The organism is Sphingomonas faeni (assembly GCF_040407565.1).
Lineage (GTDB): Bacteria > Pseudomonadota > Alphaproteobacteria > Sphingomonadales > Sphingomonadaceae > Sphingomonas > Sphingomonas faeni_F.
Map to the genome: position 1 here is coordinate 370,597 of NZ_JAPZPR010000002.1, position 20,690 is coordinate 391,286.

A 20,690-nucleotide genomic window follows, 5' to 3' on the forward strand; every position below is an offset into this window, starting at 1 on the left:
GTCGCGGGAAGCCATGCCCGATCGGAGCCGGCTAGCCCAGCCCTGTGCCGACAGGCGGTCCTCCTCAAACGTCCGTCATCCTGACGAAAGTCAGGACCCAGAGCCACACGCGTGCCGTCCCGTACTCTGGATCCTGACTTTCGTCAGGATGACGGGGTTGAGAGAAACCGCCCTATGCCCCCGTCATGCCGGGCTTGTTCCGGCATCCACCGCTCCGCTTGATCACGCTTATCGAGCCCGCGGAACGGTGGACCCCGGAACCAGTCCGGGGTAACGGAGATAGCGGTGACGTGGTGCCGCCTGCTCCGACCCTTACGGCCGGAACGCCCCAATCCCCGCGATCGCCATCTTCGGCTGCGCGGTCGCCACCGTCGTGAACCCCAGCATCAGGTACCGCGCCTGCCGAGCCTTCGCGAAGGTGATGCGCTGCGTGGCGCGCGCATAGGCGATGTTGCCGAACTCGCCCTCGTCCGCCGGCGTCCAGGTCCTGCCGTCCTCGCTCGTCTCGACGCTGTAGCGCCCCGGCGGGCCCGCGTCGGGCAGCGCCTGGCGGGTCGGCGTCAGGCTGAACCCGGCGACCTGCTCCGCTTTGCCCATGTCGATCATCAGCATCACGATGCTCGTCGGGGTCGGCGCGGGCGTCGTCCAGACGGTGGCAAGGTCGTCGTCGAGCACCGCCTCCGCACCGGGCAATCCGGGCTTCACCACACCCGCCAATGATTTCTCCCCCTCGAAATCGGGCTTGCCCGCCTTCATCGCCAGAGTGTGCTGGATCGCGCTGACGATCGTCCACCCGGTCTTCGCTATGATCTTGTTGCCCTTCGCCTGCGATGCCGCGATCGCGACCGGCGGAACGCTCAGGAACAGTGACAGCTCGGTGATCGCCGGGCATGCCGGCGCCTCGACGATCCGCAACCGCACGCGCCGCGCCGTCACCGGCTCGGGCAGGCGGATGATCCGCTGCGCGCCGATGCACTCGTGCACCGCGACCTCGCCCCACGCGCCCTTCGCGTCCGCCACATCGATCGCGAACTTCGTCACGCGGACACCCAGGTCGAGCGCCTCGCGGATCCGGATCAGGTCGAACCGGCGCCCCGGCGGCAGGTCGAGCACCAGCGACGGCGTCTTCACCGCATCGGGCACACTCCAATACGTCTCGCGATTGCCGTCAAGCACGTTGGCCGGCGCGAACCGGGCCCCGCGCGACGGACCGCTCGCCACCGCGCCCTTCGCCAGATCGGTCTTGAAGCTCGCCCGCAACGCATCGCCGAACGCTTTCAGCGACGCGAGATCGGGCTCCGCGATCAGCCCACGGCGATCGGGCGGCAGGTTGAGCATCATGTTGGTGCCGCGCCCGACCGACTCGTCGTGGAACTGCATCAGCCGCTGCGGCGACTTCACTTGGAGATCCTCGTCGGCATGATAGAACCAGCCGGGACGGATCGACGTGTTGGTCTCCGCCGGCCACCAGAGCGGCGCCCCGCGCACGCCCGAATTGCCCTCGGACTGGACATACGGATGGTTCGGCATGGTCGGCCAGCACGGATCGCCCGCGTGGCCGTCCTCGTTGCCGACCCAGCGGATATCCGCGCCGAGCGGATCGAAGGTGCACGCCATCGGCTGCAATTTATGGACCAGCGCGATGATCGACGGCCAGTTGTAATATTTCGGCGCATCGATCTTCCGTGCCTCGCGCGCGCCGCCGTAATAGCCGTCGCCGCCGTTCGCGCCATCGAACCAGACTTCGAAGAGCTCGCCGTAATTGGTGCAGAGATCGGTCAGCTGCGCGCGGAAATACTCGACGTACGCGGGGGTGCCATAGTCGGCGCGGTTGCGATCCCAGGGCGACAGATACAGGCCGTAGGAGATCCCGCCGCGTCGGCACGCGTCGCCCATTTCGCGGACGATATCGCCCTTGCCGCCTTTATATGGACTGTTGCGGATGCAATGCTCGGTCAGTTTGGTCGGCCAGAGGCAGAAGCCGTCATGATGCTTGGCGGTCAGGACGAGGCCGGTCAGCCCCGCGCTCTTGGCCGCCGCGACGATCTGGTCGGGATCGAACGCGGTCGGGTTGAACAGCTTCGGGTCCTCGTCGCCATAGCCCCATTCCTTGTCGGTCCAGGTGTTCAGCGTGAAGTGGACGAAGCCGTAGCGCTCGCGCTTGTGCCAGGCGAGTTGGCGGACGCTAGGCGTCGCACCCCAGGGGGCGGGTGCGCCGACCGGGGCCGCGGCGTTCGCCCGACCAGCCGCAGCGGTGGCAAGCGTTCCGGCGATCAACGCGCGGCGATTCATATCCAAGGTCATCGCGAAACTCCGGTGGTTGCTGGCGGCCGATCGGCAGGCGCACGGCCAAAATTATGGTTGGGCTTGTCGCCCATCTCGAACACGAGCCGGCCGCCGCGGACGATATCGGCATGCGCGATCCAGCTCTTCGTCCAGGGCCGACCGTTCCACGTCACCGACTGCACGTAAGGCCGATCCGCCGCATTGCCGCGCGCCTCGACGACCAGCGTCCTGCCGTTGCCGACGCGCATCTCGGCCCGGTCGAACAGCGGCGAGCCCAGCACATAGTTCGCGCTCACCGGATCGACCGGATACAGCCCGAGCGCACTCAGCACGAACCACGCGCTCATCTGCCCGCAATCGTCGTTACCGATGATGCCGTCGGGATCGTCCCTGTACATCTCGGTCAGCAGCCGGCGGACCATCGCCTGCGTCTTCCAGGCAGCACCGCAATACGCGTACATATACGCGACGTGATGGCTCGGCTCGTTGCCGTGCGCATATTGCCCGACCAGTCCGCTGATGTCGGGCGGCGCGTCCTTCGGCAGGATCGACGGCGCGTTGAACAACCCGTCGAGCTTCGCCTCGAACTTCGCATCGCCGCCCATCGCCGCGATCAGGCCGTACACGTCGTGCTGGTTGAGGAATGTCGCCTGCCAGCCATTGCTCTCGGTATAATCGCGCCACTTGCTCGAATGACCCAGCGCGATCGGATCGTACGGCGTGGTCCATGTCCCGTCCGCGAGCTTCGGCCGCGCGAACCCGATCGACGCATCGAACACGTTACGCCAGTTGCCGCTGCGCTTGCGCAACCGTGCGGCATCGGCGGTCGCGCCCGCAGCATCCGCCAGATGCGCCGAGGCGTAATCGTCATACGCATATTCGAGCGTGCGCGAGACCGACTCGAACACCGTGTCGGCGGGGATGTAGCCCATCGTGTCGTACGGCTTGATCCCGAGACTGTTGTCGAGATTGGGCATCGCGAAATCGAACGAGCGGCGCCGCACGTTCGGCCACGCCGCGGCATAGTTCGCGGGTACGCCCTTTGCGCGCGCCTCGGCCATCACCGACACCGAATGCCAGCCGATCATGCACCCCGTCTCGATCCCCTGCAACGGCCAGACCGGCGGCCCGTAGGGGCTCTGCTGCGTCTGCCGGAGCAGGTCGCCGACGAGTTCCGCAGTCCGCTCGGGCTCGATCAGCGTGAGCAGCGGATGCAGCGCGCGATACGTGTCCCACATCGAATAGGTGCTGTACGCACGGTCCTTGCCGGTGACCGTGTGCACCTGCCGGTCGAGCCCGACATAGCGTCCGTCGACATCGGAGAAGAGCGTCGGCGCAAGCTGCGCATGGTACAGCGCGCTCGCCATGATCGTGCGCTGCGCGGGTGTTCCGCCCTCGACGGTGACCGCGGCGAGCGCAGGCGCCCAAAGCTTGGTCGCCTCGGCACGGTAGCGGTCGAAATCCCAATGCCGCGCCTCGGCGGCGAGGTTTGCGCGCGCACCCGCGACGTCGACCGCGGAGATGCCGGTGCGGATCACGATCGGCGCAGTGCCAGCGTCGTCGTAGTGCAGCACCGCCTTGACGCGCTTGCCCGCGACGCCCTTCGCGCCCGCTGGCTGCGCGACGTCGCCATCGCCGTAGAACACGATCCGATCGGGCTTGCGCGACAACTGCATCGCAAAGTGGATCCGCCGGCCCTTCGCCCAGCGAAACACGCGCCGGCTGCCGGTCAGCATGCCGGTGTCGTCGACATTCAGCGACGCGTCGTCGATCAGCACACCCTGGTCGGACTTGTCGAGAATCAGGTGCGACAGGTTGACGAGGATATGCCCCGCGCCCGCCGGAAAGACGTGGCGCTGGATGCCGGTCCGCTCGGTCGCGGTCAGCTCCGCGCGCACGCCCGATTCCAGCATCACGCGGTAATAACCCGGGTCGGCATGCTCGGCGGAGAAGCGCTGGCGATACCCCGCATCGGGATCGGCAAGCGTGCCCGGAATCAGCTGCACTGGGCCCCGGTTCGGCACCACCAGCACATCGAGCATGTCGCCGATCCCGGTACCCGACAGATGCGTATGGCTGAACCCCATGATCGACGTATCGGTGCGGTGATACCCCGAACATGCATCCCAGCGCTCGACATCGGTATCGGGGCTGAGCTGCACCATTCCGAAGGGCAGCGTCGCGCCCGGATAGGTGTGGCCGTGGCCGCCGGTGCCGACGAACAGGTCGGGCGCCGTCGTGGTGCGCGGCGTGGCGGCGAAGGTCGTGCGCGCGGTCAGCGCAAGCGCGCCGCTACCGGCGAGGAGCATACGGCGGGAGATCATGCGCGGACTCCTAGAAGGGCGGGATTTTTGGCGGCGATGTCGACGACCAGCTCGCCGAACAGCCCGTTGGCCCAGGCGAACCAGGCGCGGGTAAATTTCGCGCCGTCGTCCTGGTTGAAGGATTCGTGCATGAACCCGGTGCCGCCATGCGTCGTCTTCAACGCGGCGAGCGACCGCGCGACGGTCGCGTCGTCGCCAGTCTCAAGCGCGTTCAACGCGTGCATCACGATCGACATCGGCCAGATCTCGCGCAAGCCCGTATGCGGACTGCCGATCCCCTCCGCCGCCTTGCCGGTGAAGAAATACGCGTTGTCCTTGCTCCACGCGCGCGCCGCGGTGCGCCGCCAGAGCGGATCGTCGGCCTTCACCGCGCCGAGATACGCCAGCCCCGACAGGCTCGGCACGTTGGCGTCGTCCATGAAGATCGCGTTGCCATAGCCGTCGACCTCATACGCCCAGACCGGCTGGCCGTCCGCGCCTTTGGTCATGCCGTGCAGCCGCAGCGCTGCCTCGATCTCGTCCGCCAGCGCAGATGCATCCGCCGCCAGCGCCGCGTCGGGCCGGGCGCGTGTCGCGAGTTCCGCCAGTTGCCGCAGCGCATGGACCGCGAAGATGTTCGACGGGATCAGGAACGGGAGCACGCACGCATCGTCCGACGGCCGGAACCCGCAATGGATCAGGCCGACCGGTCGCGACGGCGGACCATAGCCATCGAGCGGCATGCTTTCGCCGACGATCGGCGACGACCGGCGGAAGCGATACGGCCCCGGCCCGTCCTTGCGCTGCTGCTCGCGGAACGTCCGGATAGACGCGCGCGCGCCATCCGCCCACAGCGCATCGAACGGCGCGGTATCGCCGGTCGCCTGCCAATAGGCGTGCGCGATCCACATCGGGTAGCAGAGCGAATCTATCTCCCATTTGCGCTCGCCGACGCCCGGCTTCATCACCGTGTCGTCGGTCAGCGACCAGCTCAGATTGGTCTTCGCCGAGGGGTGGTGCATGAACGCGTTGGCATAGGGATCGATCAGGATGCACCGCGCCTGCCGCGCGATCAGCCCGCGAAATAGCGTCCGCAACGCGGGGTCGCGCTTCGCCAGCGGCAGATACGGATGGACCTGCGCCGAGCTGTCGCGCAGCCACATGCAGTCGATGTCGCCAGTGATGACGAACGCATCGGGCTTGCCGTCGACCGCGCCCATGAACACCGTCGTGTCGAGCGTGTTCGGATAGCAATTGCCGAACATCCACGCGAGTTCGGAATCGCCGATCTTCGCCGACACGCGCGCGACCTCCGCCTCGACCGCGTGGCTGGTATAGCGGCGATCGCCAAGCTTCGGGCGCTTGCTGACGAACGGCGGTGCGGCCGCCCGCAGCGGTCCCGCGAGCCCGAGTGCCGCAGCACCCGCGATAAGCATCCGGCGATCGATCATTTCGGCAAATCCTGCGTTCCCGTCACGGTGAAGACGGTATCGACACCCGGTCCGTCGCCAGGCTGGCCGCCACCGATATGCAGCCGGTATTCGCCCGGTACGACGCGGCGCGTTCCCGCCGCATCGACGCTGCTCATGCCGCGAGGATCGATCGTAAAGGCCACGCGCGCCGTCTGGCCCGGCTTTACCGTCTCACGCCTGAACCCGACCAGTTGGCGCTGGAGGACGGGATCGTTGAAGCGCGGCTTCACCGCCGGCTCCGGCGGCACGAGATACGCCTGCACCACTTCGTCACCAGCGACCTTGCCGGCATTGCGCACCGGCACCTCGACGGTGAAGCTCTCGCCAGCGGCTATCGTACTGCGCGCGAGTTTGGGCATGGCATAAGTGAACTGCGTATAGCTCAACCCGTGCCCGAAGCCCCACAGCGGCGTGCCGGTGAAGTAGCGATAGGTCCGCTCGCGCATGTTGTAGTCGATGAACGCGGGCAGATCGCGCGTCTTTGCGTAGAACGTCACCGGCAGTCGCCCGCCCGGATTGTTCCTGCCAACCAGCGTATCGGCGATCGCCTGCCCGCCGGCCTGCCCCGGATACCAGCCGACCAGGATCGCATCGGCATGCGCCTTCGCCCAGGTCATCGCCACCGCGCTGCCGGTCATCAGCACGACGACCAGCGGCTTGCCGGTCGCCCTGGCCGCTTCGAGCAGACGCACCTGCGCGGCGGGAAGCCCGATATCGGTCCGATCGCCGCCCGAGAACCCGGCCACCTCGATCTGCAACGCCTCGCCCTCGACCGCGGGCGACAGCCCGACGAACGCGACGATCGCATCGGCGTCCTTCGCGGCGGCGACCGCCTCGGCAACCTGCGCATTGGCCGGGGCGGTCCAGGTCAGCCGCAGCCCCTGATCCTCGCCGCTATGCGCCAGTTCGACGCGGATCGCATGTGGGCCCGCGGCCAGCGTTACCGCCGCCTCGACATTCTTGCCGCTGCCATCGTCGTCGGCGACCGGTTTGCCGTCGATCCACAACCGCGCAGGATCATGCCCCTTGCAGTCGAAACACCGCGGCACGTCGAGCCGGAACACATACTCGCCGGCAGCCGGCGCGGTGATCGTGCCGGTCCAGCGCACCGAGAACGCCGCCGGATCGATCCCCGGCGCAGGCGCGGTGCGATCCCAGTCGAAGTCAATCGTGCGATCCGCCCGTACCACCGGCGTACCCGTGAAATCGCTTCCCCGAAAATACTCGCCGCGCAGCGACAGCGCAGTGTCGGGCACCGGCACGGGCACGCCCTCGGCGATGCTCGATCCTTGGGCATACCGTACGCCTGCAAACGCCGTCCGCAGCGCCGCCAGCGGCGTGACCGGCGCCGCGGCCGTGCCGTGATAATTCGCCTCCAGCACGTCGACGCTGTCGGCATTCGGCCCGATCACCGCGATCTTCGCCGATGGTTTCAGCGGCAGCACGCCGTTGTTCTGGACGAGCACCATCGCCTTCCGTGCCGCCTCCAGCGCCAGCGCGCGGTGCGCAGGCGTGTCGAACTCGGTCGGCTTAATCCTGTCCCACGGGCTCGTCGTCCCGAACGCCCCGCCAAGCATCCGCCGCACCGCGAACGTCCGCGCCAAGCTTGCGTCGAGCGTCGCCTCGGGCACCAGCCCCCGCCGCACCGCATCGCCAAGCGCCGCGTAGGTCTTCCCGCAGTTGAAATCCATGCCAGCGGAAATCGCCGCCGCCGATCCGCTCGCAGTATCGGGCCGATAATAATGGTAGTTCGAGATATTCCCGACCGCATCGCAGTCGGACACGATCAGCCCCTTGAAGCCCCATTGCTTCCGCACCGTCTCGGTCAGCAACGGCTCCGACGCGCACACGGGAACGCCGTGGATCGCGTTGTACGCGCACATCGTCGACAGCGCCTTGCCCTCGGTCAGCGCCATCCGGAACGCCGGGAGGAACGTCGCCTCGCGGTCGTGCGGCGAGATGTCGACGTCGAACCCGTCGCGCCCCGCCTCGGGTCCGCTGTGCGCGGCGAGATGCTTCGGCGTGGCGATGACCTTCGGGTGCGCGAGGTCGGGCCCCTGCAACCCGCCGATGAACGCGACGCCGAGCCGCCCCGTCAGATACGGATCCTCGCCATACGTCTCCTGTCCACGACCCCAGCGCGGATCGCGGAAGATGTTGATGTTGGGCGACCAGATCGTCAGCCCCTGATAGCGTTCGCGGTCGCCCGCCGGCAGCGCGTTCGACTTCGCGCGCGCCTCGATCGACACGACGTCGCCGACGCGCTTGAGTAGCGCCTCGTCCCACGTCGCGGCGAGACCGATCGCCTGCGGAAACACCGTCGCCACGCCGTTGCGCGCGAGCCCGTGCAGCCCCTCGTTCCAGTAATCATACGCGGGCAGGTTCAGCCGCGGGATCGCCGGCGCGACGCTCTGCAACTGCGCCGCCTTCTCGTCGAGCGTCATGCCCCGCAACGCCGGATCGACCGTCTGCGCAAGCGCCGACGACGCGAGCAACAGGCCGGGCACGAACGCGAGTTGGGCAAGCCGGGTCGAGAGGCGACCCCTCCCCCCCTCCGTCATCCTGGGCTCGACCCAGGATCCAGAGCCAAGGGCGTCGTCGTCCGTAACTCTGGATCCCAGCGTTCGCTGGGATGACGAGGCGGTGGTGGCATGGTTGCGCATCACGACTTCACCGCCGCGACACCGGCCAGTGTCCGGACCGACAAGGCACGCCGCAGCACCGCAGCCGACGCCTTCGAAGCAACAGTCACCGTAACACTCTCCCCCGGCAGCAGATCGAACGCATTGTCGGACGGCGTCGCCTCGACCTTGCCGAAATCGAGCCATACCGCGCGGGCGAGCTTGCTGGCGGTCAGCGTCAGGCGGTCACCATCCCAGGTCGCGGTCAGTCCCGGATCGGGGAGCGTCATCGTCTTGGGTGCCGCCGACACCAGCACGCGCGACGTCACGCGGCCGTCCACCAGCAACTCCGCCACCGCGATCGTCCGCGTCGGATCGCCACCCGCGAACAGCGTCGCATCGGGCAGCGTCGCCACCGCCGTCGCGGACAAGGGCGCCAACGTCGCAGCCTCCTCGCGTGTCGCGACGACCTTGCCGTCGACATCGAGCGTCCGCACGCGCCACTTCGCCTCGGTCGGCACCGTCGCGTCTGAGATCAGGCTCACCTTGGTGGCGCCGTCCTTGCGCTCGGCGGCGATCGCCAGCGGCGCATAGAAATGCCGCGCGCGGAATTGCAGCGCCTTCCAGCGGCCGTAATAATCGATGCTGGCCCACGACGCCCCCGGCCAGACGTCGTTGATCTGCCAGAACAGCGATCCCATCGTCACCGGCCGACACGCGCGGTGGTGCAGCGCGGCGAGTTCGATCCCCTCGGCCTGCATCACCTGGCTCAGATACACGAACTCGGCGAAGTCGCGCGGCTCGCGGTATTTCTCGCGGATGTAGAACAGCAGCCGGTCGTTGCCCTCGCCTTTCAGGAACTTCTGGTGCGCCTTCATCACTGGCGAGGTCGGCGAGAAGTCGGCGTCGGTCGCGAACGTCCGGATCGTCTTCATCTCGGGCATCGACTGCAGACCGTATTCGGACATGAACCGCGGGCAGCTGTCGAGATACGCCTCGACCGGTTTCTTGCCGCCCCAGACGTCCCAGTAATGGCGGTCGCCGTCCGGGTCGATGTCCGGTTTGTCCTCGTAATTGCTGCTCGGCGAGCCCGGCCAATAGACCGCGTCGGGATCGCGGCGTTCGGCGGCATCGCGCAGCACGCGGTCGAAGATCACCGCCATGCCGACGCCGATCCGCTCCTGCTCGTCCGCGCCGACCGCCTTCTTGAACGCGATCCGGTCGGACCAGTTCGCCCAGCCGCTGAGCACTTCGTTGTTGCCCGACCACAGCACGATCGAGGGATGCGCCTGGAGCCGGTCGACCTGTTCCTCCGCCTCGATGCGGACAGTCTCGCGGAACTCGCGATCGGGCGGCGTGACGGCGCCGCCGAACATGAAGTCCTGCCACACCATCAAGCCCATCTGGTCGGCGAGATCGTAGAACGCATCGTCGAGATAATAGCCGCCGCCCCACACGCGGATCATGTTCATGTTGGCGTCGCGCGCGCCGGCCATCACGGTGCGGATCTGGCTCTCGGGCACGCGCGCGGGAAACATGTCGAACGGGATCAGGTTCGCGCCCTTGGCGAACACCGGAATGCCGTTGACGACGAACGCGAAGCCCCGCCCCTGTGCGTCCTTTTCGCGACGCAGTTCGACGGTGCGCAGGCCGGTGCGGCGCTGCGCGGTGTCGATCGTCGTGGTTCCGTCGGTCAGCGTCGCCTTCACGGTATAGAGCGGTTGCGCGCCATAGCCCGCGGGGAACCAGCGCTGCGGATTGGCGACGCTCACCGGTACCGCGACGTGGCTAGCGCCCGCCTCGACGGTGACGGTCCGCGCTGCTTGCGTGACTTGGCCGTCTGGCCCCGTGACCGCGACCTGCACGGTAACCGGCCGCTCTTCGCCCGCGACCACGTCGAGTTCGGCGGACAACCGCGCTTCGGACTTGGTCAGCCCTTCCTGCGTAACCCGAAACGCCTCGATCCGCGCGTCGTCCCACGCCTCGATCCGCGCCGGGCGCCAGATCCCCTGCGTGACGATGCGGGGACCCCAGTCCCAGCCATATTGATACTTCGGCTTGCGGATATAGGGCGAGGTCTGCTTGCCCATCGGCTCGTCGCCGTAGATCGAATCATATTCGCCGGGCAGCGGGTTCTTCGCCTTCAGCACCATCGGCTGCAACGTCCGGATCGGCGACCGAAAAGTGACGAGCAGCTCGTTCGCCCCCGGCTTCAGCACCGCCTTGACCGGTACGCGCCAGCGCCGATGCGCATTGTCCGCGGCGAGTAGCTTGGTCCCGTTCAACCGCACCTCGGCAAAGGTATCCAGGCCATCGAACACCAGGTCGATATGATCGCGCGCCAGCAGTTCGGGCGTCGCGCGCACGTCGGTGTGATACTGCCAGTCGGTCAGCCCGACCCACTGGATCTTCGCCTCTTTCAGGCCCTTGTACGGATCGGGGACGATCTTCGCGGCCATCAGGTCGGTCTGCGCGCTGCCCGGCACGGTCGCCCGCAGCCAGCGTGCCGCCTTCGGATGCGCCTTGGCTGCTGCGGTATCGGTTGGATCGATCCGCATCGACCAGCCGTTGTCGAGCACGACGCTGGTGCGTGGTGCCGCCCAGACGGGCGTCGCAACGATCGCGGCGAGCAGCAGAACAGCCGTGCGCCGCATCACTTCTTCTCCGACAGTTGCATCGATTCGACCGCGTAGAACGGCGACTCCATCGACGCGGTGAACAACAGGCAGATGTCCGCATCGCCCTTCCCCTCGGGCAGCGTGCCGCGGAAGGTCATGCGGTTCGGGCTCGTCGCCGGGTTCGGCAGCGGGAAGGTCGCCGCGATCGTGCCCGTGCAGCCGCCGGTGCGCACCACGAGCTCGCCGTACGTCGTCACCGCATAATGCCGCCGCAGCGCCTTCTCGTCATGTGCCAGCCCGTAATGCCGCGGCAACCGCGCGACATCGACGGTGAAGCTCCGCGCTACATCCAGCGGTGCGGCCGGGTACATCGTGCACGTGTCGAAGATGTTGACGTTGAATACCGGCGTATTCCCCGTCGCCTCCGACGTCAGCGGCACGCGCAGCCCGATCGCGCCATCGGGGCACGCGACCAGCTCCGAACTCGACCGGCGCAGCAGCGCGACCCGGCTCGTCTCGAACAGCCGCGGCTCCGCGGTCGGGCGACCGTCGCTGGTGAAGGCCGCCGCACGGACAGTGGTCCCCGGCCTGAGCGACAACGGCGTGGCATAGGCCTTAGACCGCGCGGTCGGCGCCTTGCCGTCGAGCGTGTAGCGGATTGTGCCGTAGCCGGTCTGCGTCGCCAGCGTCACGGGCACCTTGCCGCGACGCAACGCATCGCTGCGCGTGCCCTGGATCGCGAAGTCGACCGCGAACGCGCTGTCCGCCGCGGCGATACCAGCGCGGGCATAACGCCCCATCTGCGGCTCGAGCCGCGCCACGAAGTCGTCGAAATTACGCGCGGACTTCGGCGACCAGGTCCGCTCGGCGAGCGCCGACAGCCGCGGGAAGGTCGCGTGCTGAAGCTGCTCGGGCGTCACCAGATATTCGCTGAATGCGTTGATCTGCGCGCCCAGCACATGCTTCGCCTTGTCGGGCGCCAGCCCCGCCGGCTCGGGCTCGTACGCGTAGAGCCGCGCGAGCGGCACGATCGCATCGCCGTTCGAGATACGGCCCGGCGGCTCGTCGCTGCGATTGCTCTGCAAGCTGTCGAGATACAGGATCGGCGCCGGGCTCAGCACCACGTCATGCCCCTGGTTGGCCGCATCGACAGCCCCCTTCTCGCCACGCCACGACATCACCGAGGCCGATGGCGGCAAGCCACCCTCGAGGATCTCGTCCCAGCCGATCAGCCGGCGGCCGTGCTTGGCGAGATACTCGCCGAGCTGGTCGATCATCCAGCTCTGCATCTGCATCTCGGTCTTCAACCCGAGCGCCTTCATCTTGGCCTGCACCGCGGGCGAGCGCTCCCACTGGTCCTTGACCGCCTCGTCGCCGCCGAGATGGATGAACTGCGACGGGAACACCTCCATCAGCTCGTCGAGCACGTGCTTGATGAAGGTCAAGCTGCGATCCTCCGGGCTGAACAGCCACGGGTTCACGCCCCAGTCGTGCCCGACCGCGGGCCGATCGCCGAGCACGCCGACTTCGGCCGGATACGACGCGACCGCCGCCTGCGCATGGCCGGGCAGGTCGATCTCGGGCATGATCGTGATCGCGCGCTCCTGCGCATAGGCGACCAGCGCCTTCAGCTCGGCCTGCGTGTAGAACCCGCCGACCTTCTCGCCCGGCGCACCACCCGCAGACGGCGGCGTCCGCCACGCGCCGATCCGGGTCAGGTCGGGATAGCGCTTGATCTCGACGCGCCAGCCCTGATCGTCGGTCAGATGGAGATGCAGCACGTTCATCTTCTGCGCCGCGAGCTGATCGACCATCGCGTACAACGTTGCCATCGGCACGAAATGCCGCGCCGGATCGATCATCAGCCCGCGCCACTTGAAGCGCGGCGCATCGCGGATCGTCATCGCCGCCAGCGTCACGGGCTTGCCGACCGCCGCATCGGGGCTGAGCAACTGCGCCAGCGTCATCGCGCCGTGGACGAGGCCCGCATCGCCGCTCGCCGCGATCGTCACGCCCTTCGCATCGACAGTCAGCGTGTAGGCCTCGTCACCCGCCACGCTCGCATCGCGCACGAAGCGGATCGGGCCGGTGCCGGCGTGGCTGGCGAGCGAGAGCCCGCGCACGACCTTGACCTGTTGCGCGAGCAGCTTGGCCGCAGTCTTCGTCCCGGCATCGGTAGCGACGATCCCGGCCCCTTCGCCGATCGTCAGCGTGCCGGCGTGAGGCTCGATCGACGCCGGCATCGGGATCAGCTTCGGCCCTTCGGCCACCGCCGCGGTCGAGGACATCAGCAGCGCGAGCACCAGAGGGCGGAGACGGATCATTTAGGGTCCTTCGGCAATTGCGCTGGATCGGGTGGATAGACGGCGGAGCCGGCCTTGAACGGTTCGTAGTCGCGGACGACGCCGCCTGCGCGGGCACCCTCCGCGGTGAGGATATCGACGGTCACCGTGACGGGCGTAAGACGACCGGTCCAGGCCGCGGACACCGTCGCGGTGCCGCCCGGTGCGATGACCGGAAGCGCCTGTTCGCCCTCGCCGAGCACGACGCGATCGCCGCCGATCGCGCGCCAGTGCAGCCGCGCGCCGACCAGCGGATAGGACGGCAATGCAGCCTTTGCCGCGCCCATGACGGTGGCGGTGAAGCCGGTCGGCGTCTCGCCCGCCATCGTCAGGTCGACCTTCGCGGAGACGTCGCGGTTGGCGGCTTCCCACGCGAAATAGCTCGGGCGGCGCTGGCGATCCGCATCGACGAGGCCGTGATCGACATAGCCATCGGCCATGCCGGCAAACAGGTTCTTGTTCGAGCGGTAGTCCGCATAGCTCCAGAAGATCGCGCCGCCGACCCAGGGCCGCGTCGCGAACGCCGCGAGCTGGTCCTTGAGGTTTTCGGTGCGCGCGACGTCCGCGCTCGCGGAATCGTGCGAGAACGGCCCGGGCCAGCCGAATTCGGAGATGACCAGCATCCGGTCGGGATACGCCTTGTCGAACGCGTCGAGCCACGGGCCGACTTTGCCCGCGGCGCCGCTCCAGGTGCCGAAATAGGCATTGGCCATCACGAAATCCGCCTCGACCAGGGCGGGCACGCGTACGGCACGCTCCGCGATCTGCGAATCCGCGAAGGTCACGAACCGGCCCGGATCGATCGCGTTGATATGCGCCTTCATCGCCTTCACGAACGCGAGCCCCTGCGGCGTCGCGGCCTCGCTCTCGTTCATCACGCTCCACGCGAGCACGCTTGGATGATTGCCGCTCTCGGCGATCATCTCGGCCATCATCGCTTTGGCACGCACCAGCAGCCGCGGATCGCCCAGTTGCGCCGCGGTCATCTGCCAGATCGGGATTTCGGGAACGAGGAGCATGCCCGCACGGTCGGCGGCGTCGAACACGCTCTGCGGCTGCGGATAATGCACCGGCCGTGTCAGCGTGACGTGCAGCGCGTTCAGATCGCGCATGTCGTGGAGGATCGTGCCGCGCGTTTCGGCGGCGCCTTCCCACGGCGAATCCTCGTGCCGCGTCACCCCGGTCAGCCGCACCGCGACACCGTTGACGTAGAGTTTCCGGTCACGGAGCGCGAGCGTGCGCAGACCGACGGTGACCTCGCGCCGGTCGAGCACCACGCCCTTCTCGTCGCGCAGTTCGGCGACGATCCGGTAGAGCTTCCCCGCACCGATCTGCCACAGTTGCGGCCTGGCGATCGTCAGCGCAGCGTCGGGCGTAGCGGTCGACGACGCGGCCACCGTCACGCTCTTTTCACCGCGCGCGACCTCGCGGCCATCGGGATCGATCGCGACGGACGTCAGGGAATAGGTGTGCGGAGTCGCATCGACATTCTCGATCGCGACGCCACTCGTGACGGTCGCGCTGTCGGGCTTCAGGACCTGGCGGATACGCTGGCGGCGGATCAGCCCGCCCTCGGCTATCCGCAGCGACACGTCGCGCGTGATCCCGCCGCTGTGCCACCAGTCGTACCAGACGTTCCCCGAGGCTTGGAGACGCATCGCATAGCCAGGAATCGTCACGAACCCCGGCCGGTCATCGGCCGCGACGACGATCCGGTTCGCGCCCGGCCTCAACACCTTCGAGACGTCGATATCGAACGCGGTGTGCCCGCCCTCGTGCGTGCCGACGAGCGTTCCGTTTACCCAAACACGCGCCGCGTAGAACACCGCGTCGAAATGCAGTTCGAGATGCTTGCCGACGATCGCCTTGGGCACGACCAGCGTCCGCGCATACCAGCCGACGCCCTCCGACCCGACACCGCGCGACAGCGGCCAGCTATGCGGGACGCTGACGCTTTCGACCTTCGCGGGATCGGACTTCAGCCACGCCGGATCGGCCGGCGCGTCCTTTGCCAGCCAGAACGTCCAGCCCGCATCGAGATCGATCCGCTCGGCCCAGACCGGGGACGGCAGCAGCATCAGGACGGCCGAAGCGAACCCGGCACTTCTGTGCCAGATCCGCCGCCGCATTGTCCTGATACATCCCGATATCATGCCGTGACTTTATACTTTCGTTCGCGACAATGTGGCGCGCCTCAATACGCGCCACATCGTCGCCAGCCGCGTCGTCCAGCCTACATCCGGAACGAGAGCGATGCCGAGAACGTCCGGCCGTTCTTGTAGAACGCGGTCGGACGATCCGGCGTCGCGTTATACTGGAGATAGGTCTCGTCGAGCAGGTTCTGCGCGTTGACCGACAGCGTCACCGCTGGCGTCACGTTGAATCCGGCCGAGAAATCGAGCTGGTTGTACGGTGCCACCATCTCGCGCGAACCCAGACGACCGATCGTCCGGAAATACGCGGTGCGGTAGTTGTAGCTCAGGCGTGCCTGGAACGGGCCGCTCTCGAAATACGGGATCACGTTGACCGTGTGCTTCGACAGATACGGCAGGTTCAGTTCCGTGCCGGTCACGTCGACCGACGAGGTGCTGCTGTCCTGGTACGAATAGTTCGCCTGGAGGCCGAACCCGCCCCAGATCTCCGCCTGGCCCGAAACGAGCACGCCGTTGACCTTGGCCTTGGCGCCGTTGATCGGCTGGCTGACGTTGTACGGAGTGATCCGGTTCTGAAGCGCGTTGAAATAGTCGACGTTCTGGCGGAAGCTGATGATGTAGTTCTTGATGTCGCGACGGAACAGCTCGACCGCCAGCAGCGTGCCCGAGCGCGGATACCATTCCGCGGTCAACTCGTAGTTGGTCGATTCATACGGCTTCAGGTTCGGGTTGCCGCCGCCGCCGTCGAGCGTGACGTCGTTGAGCGTGGTCGCCGCTGCGAGATCCTGATAGCGCGGCCGCGAGATCACCTTGGCCACCGCGCCACGCACGATTACCGTCGGCGACACCGAGTAGGCGATGTTGAGGCTCGGCAGGAACTTCAGATAGTCGGTCGAGGTGCGGGTCGGCACCGGCTGCGGGTTGACCTGCGCGCTCGGCGTGGTCGCATAGTTCGAGATGTCGCGGGTGTAGACCATGCGACCACCGATGTTACCGCGGAACCCGCCCTGGTCAAAATTCGCCTGCGCATAGGAGGCGATGACCGTTTCCCGGACCTTGGTCGACGCGCCGACCTTGGTGATGAGCGGCGTGTTGATCGCACCCGACAGGATATCGATCACCGATTGCTGCGGCAGGTTCAGATACGACGTCGCATTGCCCATGCCGCCGCTGCCGTCGAACGTGCCGTCCGGCGTGACCAGCGCGGTAGCGCCGAGCTGCGCGATCGTCCGCGAGCTGGTCAGGTACGTGTTGATGCCCCGCGCATCGACCCGGTTGACGTGATCGGTCACGCGGCTGCCGAGCATGATCTCCTTGAAGGGACCGAACTCAACCGGGATGGTCGCGTCATAGCCGCCGAAGATGTCGCGATCGGTGGTGACGCTGAAATCCTGGCCACCGATCTGCGCGGCGTTCAGCTGCGTCCCGTTGATGATGACCGGACGGCCTTCGATCTGCGCGGGATTGTTGTTGGGGTTGGTGAAATAGTTCGCAGGGTTGGTCTGATCGCCGACGAAGTTCACCGTCGAGGTGTTGTTCGTGAAGGCATAGCTGTAGGGCAGCTTGGTCTGGACGTTGAACAGATATTCGGGATTACGCCCGCCGACCGCCTTGCTCCAGCCGCCCGCGAACGACACCTTGGCGCCGCCATCGCCCTCGTAATCAGCAAAGAAGTTGATGTTGTCGGTCTTCAGCTTGGTTTTACGCACCAGCGTGTCGAGCTGCGCCGACTGGCTCCGCGCCGCGCCGAACGAGGCTGCGTTGACCACGCCGTTGCTGATGTTCGCCGATTGCAGCACGTCGCCGGTCCACGCGCCGGGGATCGTGTACATCGACTGGCTGTAGTTGTTGTAGTTGCCGTTGATGTGCAGGCCGTTGAGCGTGAACGTCAGGTCGGACGTCGGCCGATACTGGACCGTCCCCGACACGCTCTTGCGCTCGCGCGTTTGCTGGAAATAGGCGTAGTTGATGCCGAACGGCGACGCCGCCTTGTAAAGGTCCGAAATCGTGCCGCCGGTGATCGTCGCGCCGGGGCTCTTGAGGCTCAGCGTGCCGTCGGCGGCGCGGTTGACGAACGGGCTGTTGTAGGTGCCGTCGGCATTCGGTGCGACGTTGTCGTAGCCAAAGAACTCGACGCCGGCGCGGGTCAAGCTCTGCTTGTCGTAGGTCGCGGCGACGAGGACGCCGAACGTCTCGTCCTTGTTCTTCCAGCTGTACAGGCCCGAGCCGCGGACATTGCCCTTGTCCGAACGGTCGTTGTACGAATAGCCGCCCGACGCGAAGATCGCGTTGGCCTTCAGGTCGAGCGGACGGCGCGTGCGGACGATGACCGTACCGCCGAGGCTGCCTTCCTCGATGCGCGGCTCGGGCGACTTGTAGACCTCGAGGCGGTCGACCAGCTCGGGTGCGAGCAGCGAATAGTTGAAGGTGCGGCTCGACGGATCATTGTCGTTGCCACCCCAGTCGGCCGACGCGAGCGCGTGGCCATCGAGCAGCATGCGGTTCAGCGCGGGATCGGTGCCGAGGATCGCGACCTTCTCGCCCTCGCCGAAGCGACGATCGATGCTGACGCCGGGGATGTGCGACAGCGATTCAGCGACGTTGCGATCGGGGAACTTGCCGATGTCCTCGGCCGAGATCACGTCGACGACGGCGTTGGCGTTGCGCTTGACGGCGATCGCGCTGCGCAGGCTGCCGCGGATACCGGTGACGACGATGTCGTCACCCTGCGCGGCTGCGGGTGCCGCATCCTGCGCGGCAGCGGCGGGCGCCGTCGATGGTGCGGACTCGGCCTGAGCGAACGCCGCGGGCGTCGCCGCCACGAAGATCACGGCACTCGATGCCAACAAAACCTGCTTACCGAAAACCATCGTCAAAGCCCCTTCCTAATCGACGCCGCAGCGCCACCCCAGCGTGAACGATTCACGCCGCCTCGATCATTTCCCGCGCGGTATTGCTTTGGTTCTTTCAAACGCGACCTGATGGCGCAGATATATAACCAATTTATTTTCCGAATCCATTGAAAATTACAGTTGGGTGACGCTGGGCGCTATCGCGGATATCGTTTGTTTTCATCGGCTTGAAAACTCGGCGTGGCGAACTCCGCAGGAACCCCGAAAAAGCATGAATCAGAAGTTATAGTACCATTGCTGACCCAATCCGGGAAAAATAGGGATTGAAGCTGCCGATTCGATCGATCAAACGCAAGAATGTTGCGACCAATGGGAGGCCGGGTCATGATCCTGGAAGTGTGCGTCGATACCGCGGCAGGGCTCGACGCGGCGGTTTCCGGCGGCGCGGACCGCATCGAACTGTGCGCTGCGCTTAGCCTGGGTGGCCTGACGCCGCCCCGGTCGCTGATCGCGATGGCCCGAACGACGCCGCTCCCTGTTCATATGCTTGCGCGCCCGCGCGAAGGGGGTTTCCACTACGCCGCGCGCGAGGCCGCGATGATCGCCGACGATATCACCACCGCCGCCGAGGCGGGGCTGGCCGGCGTCGTGATCGGTGCCAGCAGCGCGGACCACCGGCTCGATATCGCCTTGCTTTCCCGGCTAGTAGCGCACGCGCGGGCTTTGGGCGACATCCGTGGAGCCCCCTTGTCGCTGACGCTGCACCGCGTGATCGACCTGTGCGCTGATATGCCCGACGCCCTCGACGCCGCGATCGCACTGGGCTTCGATCGGATCCTGACATCCGGTGGCGAACCCCGGGCGATCGACGGCGTTTCGATGCTGGCGGCGTTGCACCAGCGCGCGGCAGGTCGCATCGTCATCCTCCCTGGCAGCGGGATCACCGCGAGCAATGTCGGCGCGTTCCTCGATATCGGCCTCGGCGAAGTGCATGCATCATGCAGCGTGGCCGATCCGGGCGATGACACCGGTGGCGTCGATACGGCGCGAGAACGCAGGTTCGGCTTTACCGCTCCGGGACGCCGCCGTACCGACGAAGCCAGTGTCCGCGCCCTCAAGACCGCGGCGCGCAGGGGTATTGGCAAACACACTTGAACAATACCAATTCATAACGTATCAATAATCGGTTGCTGGGCCCCCTCTTCATGCGAGGTCCGCTCCGGCATCAGGGGAAGTCGCCTTCATGTCCTTTTCAACGAGCATCGGCAGATTCCGGGACGGCAACCCCGCTCCCCTGTACGTCCAGCTCCAGCAGCTGATCCGCGACGCGATCAACCGCAACGTGCTGGCAAAGGACGACGCGCTGCCGGCAGAACGCGATCTGGCGGTCGAATACGACGTGTCACGCATCACCGTGCGCAAGGCGATCGGCGGACTGGTCGAGGAAGGCCTGCTCACGCGTCGCCGCGGCGCCGGCACGTTCGTCGCCACCCGGGTCGAGAAGAGCTTCTCGAAACTGTCGTCCTTCTCGGAAGACATGACCGCGCGCGGTCGCACGCCGAGCAGTGCGTGGGTCAGCCGCACCACCGGCATGGTAACCCCCGAGGAATCGCTGTCGCTCGGGCTTTCGCCGGGGTCGACCGTCTACAGGTTCCAACGCCTGCGCTATGCCGACGACGTGGCGATGGCGCTCGAATATTCGACCATCGCCGGCTATTGCCTGCCATCCATCGACGCGGTCGACGCCTCGCTCTACCAGGCGCTCGAAGCTGCGGGAAACCGTCCGGTGCGCGCGCTGCAACGCCTGCGCGCGGTTCATTTCAGCCCCGAACACGCCAAGATGCTCGGTGTCGATGCAGGCCATGCCGGTCTGTTCATCGAGCGCCGCGGCTTCCTGCGCGACGGGCGTGCGGCCGAATTCACCCAATCCTACTACCGTGGCGACGCATATGATCTCGTCGCCGAATTGAACGACATCTGACGCTGGCACGTACGCCGGCCGGGGGGCTTACCGTGACTGAGACTATCGATACCGCGACCACC

General features: G+C 66.7%; 10 protein-coding genes. 2 read left to right on the forward strand and 8 right to left on the reverse strand.

Annotated features, from left to right (window positions below; all coding sequences use genetic code 11):
• Positions 1-312: 312 nt before the first annotated feature.
• The 8 genes from O6Y00_RS06170 to O6Y00_RS06205 form a co-directional block, all read right to left on the reverse strand.
• A complete protein-coding gene (locus O6Y00_RS06170; RefSeq protein ID WP_353441719.1) occupies positions 313-2,304 on the reverse strand; it encodes an alpha-L-fucosidase in 1,992 nt (663 codons plus the stop codon).
• Positions 2,301-4,610, reverse strand: a complete 2,310-nt coding sequence (locus tag O6Y00_RS06175) for a GH92 family glycosyl hydrolase (RefSeq protein WP_353441721.1) — start codon at positions 4,608-4,610, stop codon at positions 2,301-2,303. The genes O6Y00_RS06170 and O6Y00_RS06175 overlap by 4 nt, the downstream gene beginning before the upstream one ends.
• Positions 4,607-6,040 carry a glycoside hydrolase family 125 protein gene (locus tag O6Y00_RS06180; RefSeq protein WP_353441722.1) on the reverse strand — a complete coding sequence of 478 codons (1,434 nt, stop codon included), beginning with the start codon at positions 6,038-6,040 and terminating at the stop codon, positions 4,607-4,609. Before O6Y00_RS06180 ends, O6Y00_RS06175 begins: the two co-directional genes overlap by 4 nt.
• A complete protein-coding gene (locus tag O6Y00_RS06185; RefSeq protein WP_353441723.1) occupies positions 6,037-8,568 on the reverse strand; it encodes a glycoside hydrolase family 3 protein in 2,532 nt (843 codons plus the stop codon). Before O6Y00_RS06185 ends, O6Y00_RS06180 begins: the two co-directional genes overlap by 4 nt.
• A 155-nt stretch (positions 8,569-8,723) precedes the next feature.
• On the reverse strand, positions 8,724-11,336 hold the full coding sequence (locus O6Y00_RS06190; protein WP_353441725.1) for a beta-mannosidase: 2,613 nt from the start codon (positions 11,334-11,336) through the stop codon (positions 8,724-8,726).
• The gene (locus tag O6Y00_RS06195; protein WP_353441726.1) at positions 11,336-13,624 is read right to left on the reverse strand and encodes a beta-N-acetylhexosaminidase; all 2,289 of its coding nucleotides are present in this window, start codon (positions 13,622-13,624) and stop codon (positions 11,336-11,338) included. Before O6Y00_RS06195 ends, O6Y00_RS06190 begins: the two co-directional genes overlap by 1 nt.
• Positions 13,621-15,720, reverse strand: a complete 2,100-nt coding sequence (locus tag O6Y00_RS06200) for a glycoside hydrolase family 2 protein (RefSeq protein ID WP_353441727.1) — start codon at positions 15,718-15,720, stop codon at positions 13,621-13,623. Before O6Y00_RS06200 ends, O6Y00_RS06195 begins: the two co-directional genes overlap by 4 nt.
• A gap of 155 nt (positions 15,721-15,875) precedes the next feature.
• A complete protein-coding gene (locus tag O6Y00_RS06205) occupies positions 15,876-18,665 on the reverse strand; it encodes a TonB-dependent receptor (RefSeq protein ID WP_353441848.1) in 2,790 nt (929 codons plus the stop codon).
• A 366-nt stretch (positions 18,666-19,031) separates the two neighbouring features.
• Between O6Y00_RS06205 and O6Y00_RS06210 the strand changes: the two genes are divergently transcribed.
• Both O6Y00_RS06210 and O6Y00_RS06215 read left to right on the forward strand, forming a co-directional pair.
• The gene (locus O6Y00_RS06210; protein ID WP_353441728.1) at positions 19,032-19,802 is read left to right on the forward strand and encodes a copper homeostasis protein CutC; all 771 of its coding nucleotides are present in this window, start codon (positions 19,032-19,034) and stop codon (positions 19,800-19,802) included.
• 88 nt (positions 19,803-19,890) lie between these two features.
• The gene (locus tag O6Y00_RS06215; protein WP_353441729.1) at positions 19,891-20,628 is read left to right on the forward strand and encodes a GntR family transcriptional regulator; all 738 of its coding nucleotides are present in this window, start codon (positions 19,891-19,893) and stop codon (positions 20,626-20,628) included.
• Positions 20,629-20,690 lie beyond the last annotated feature (62 nt).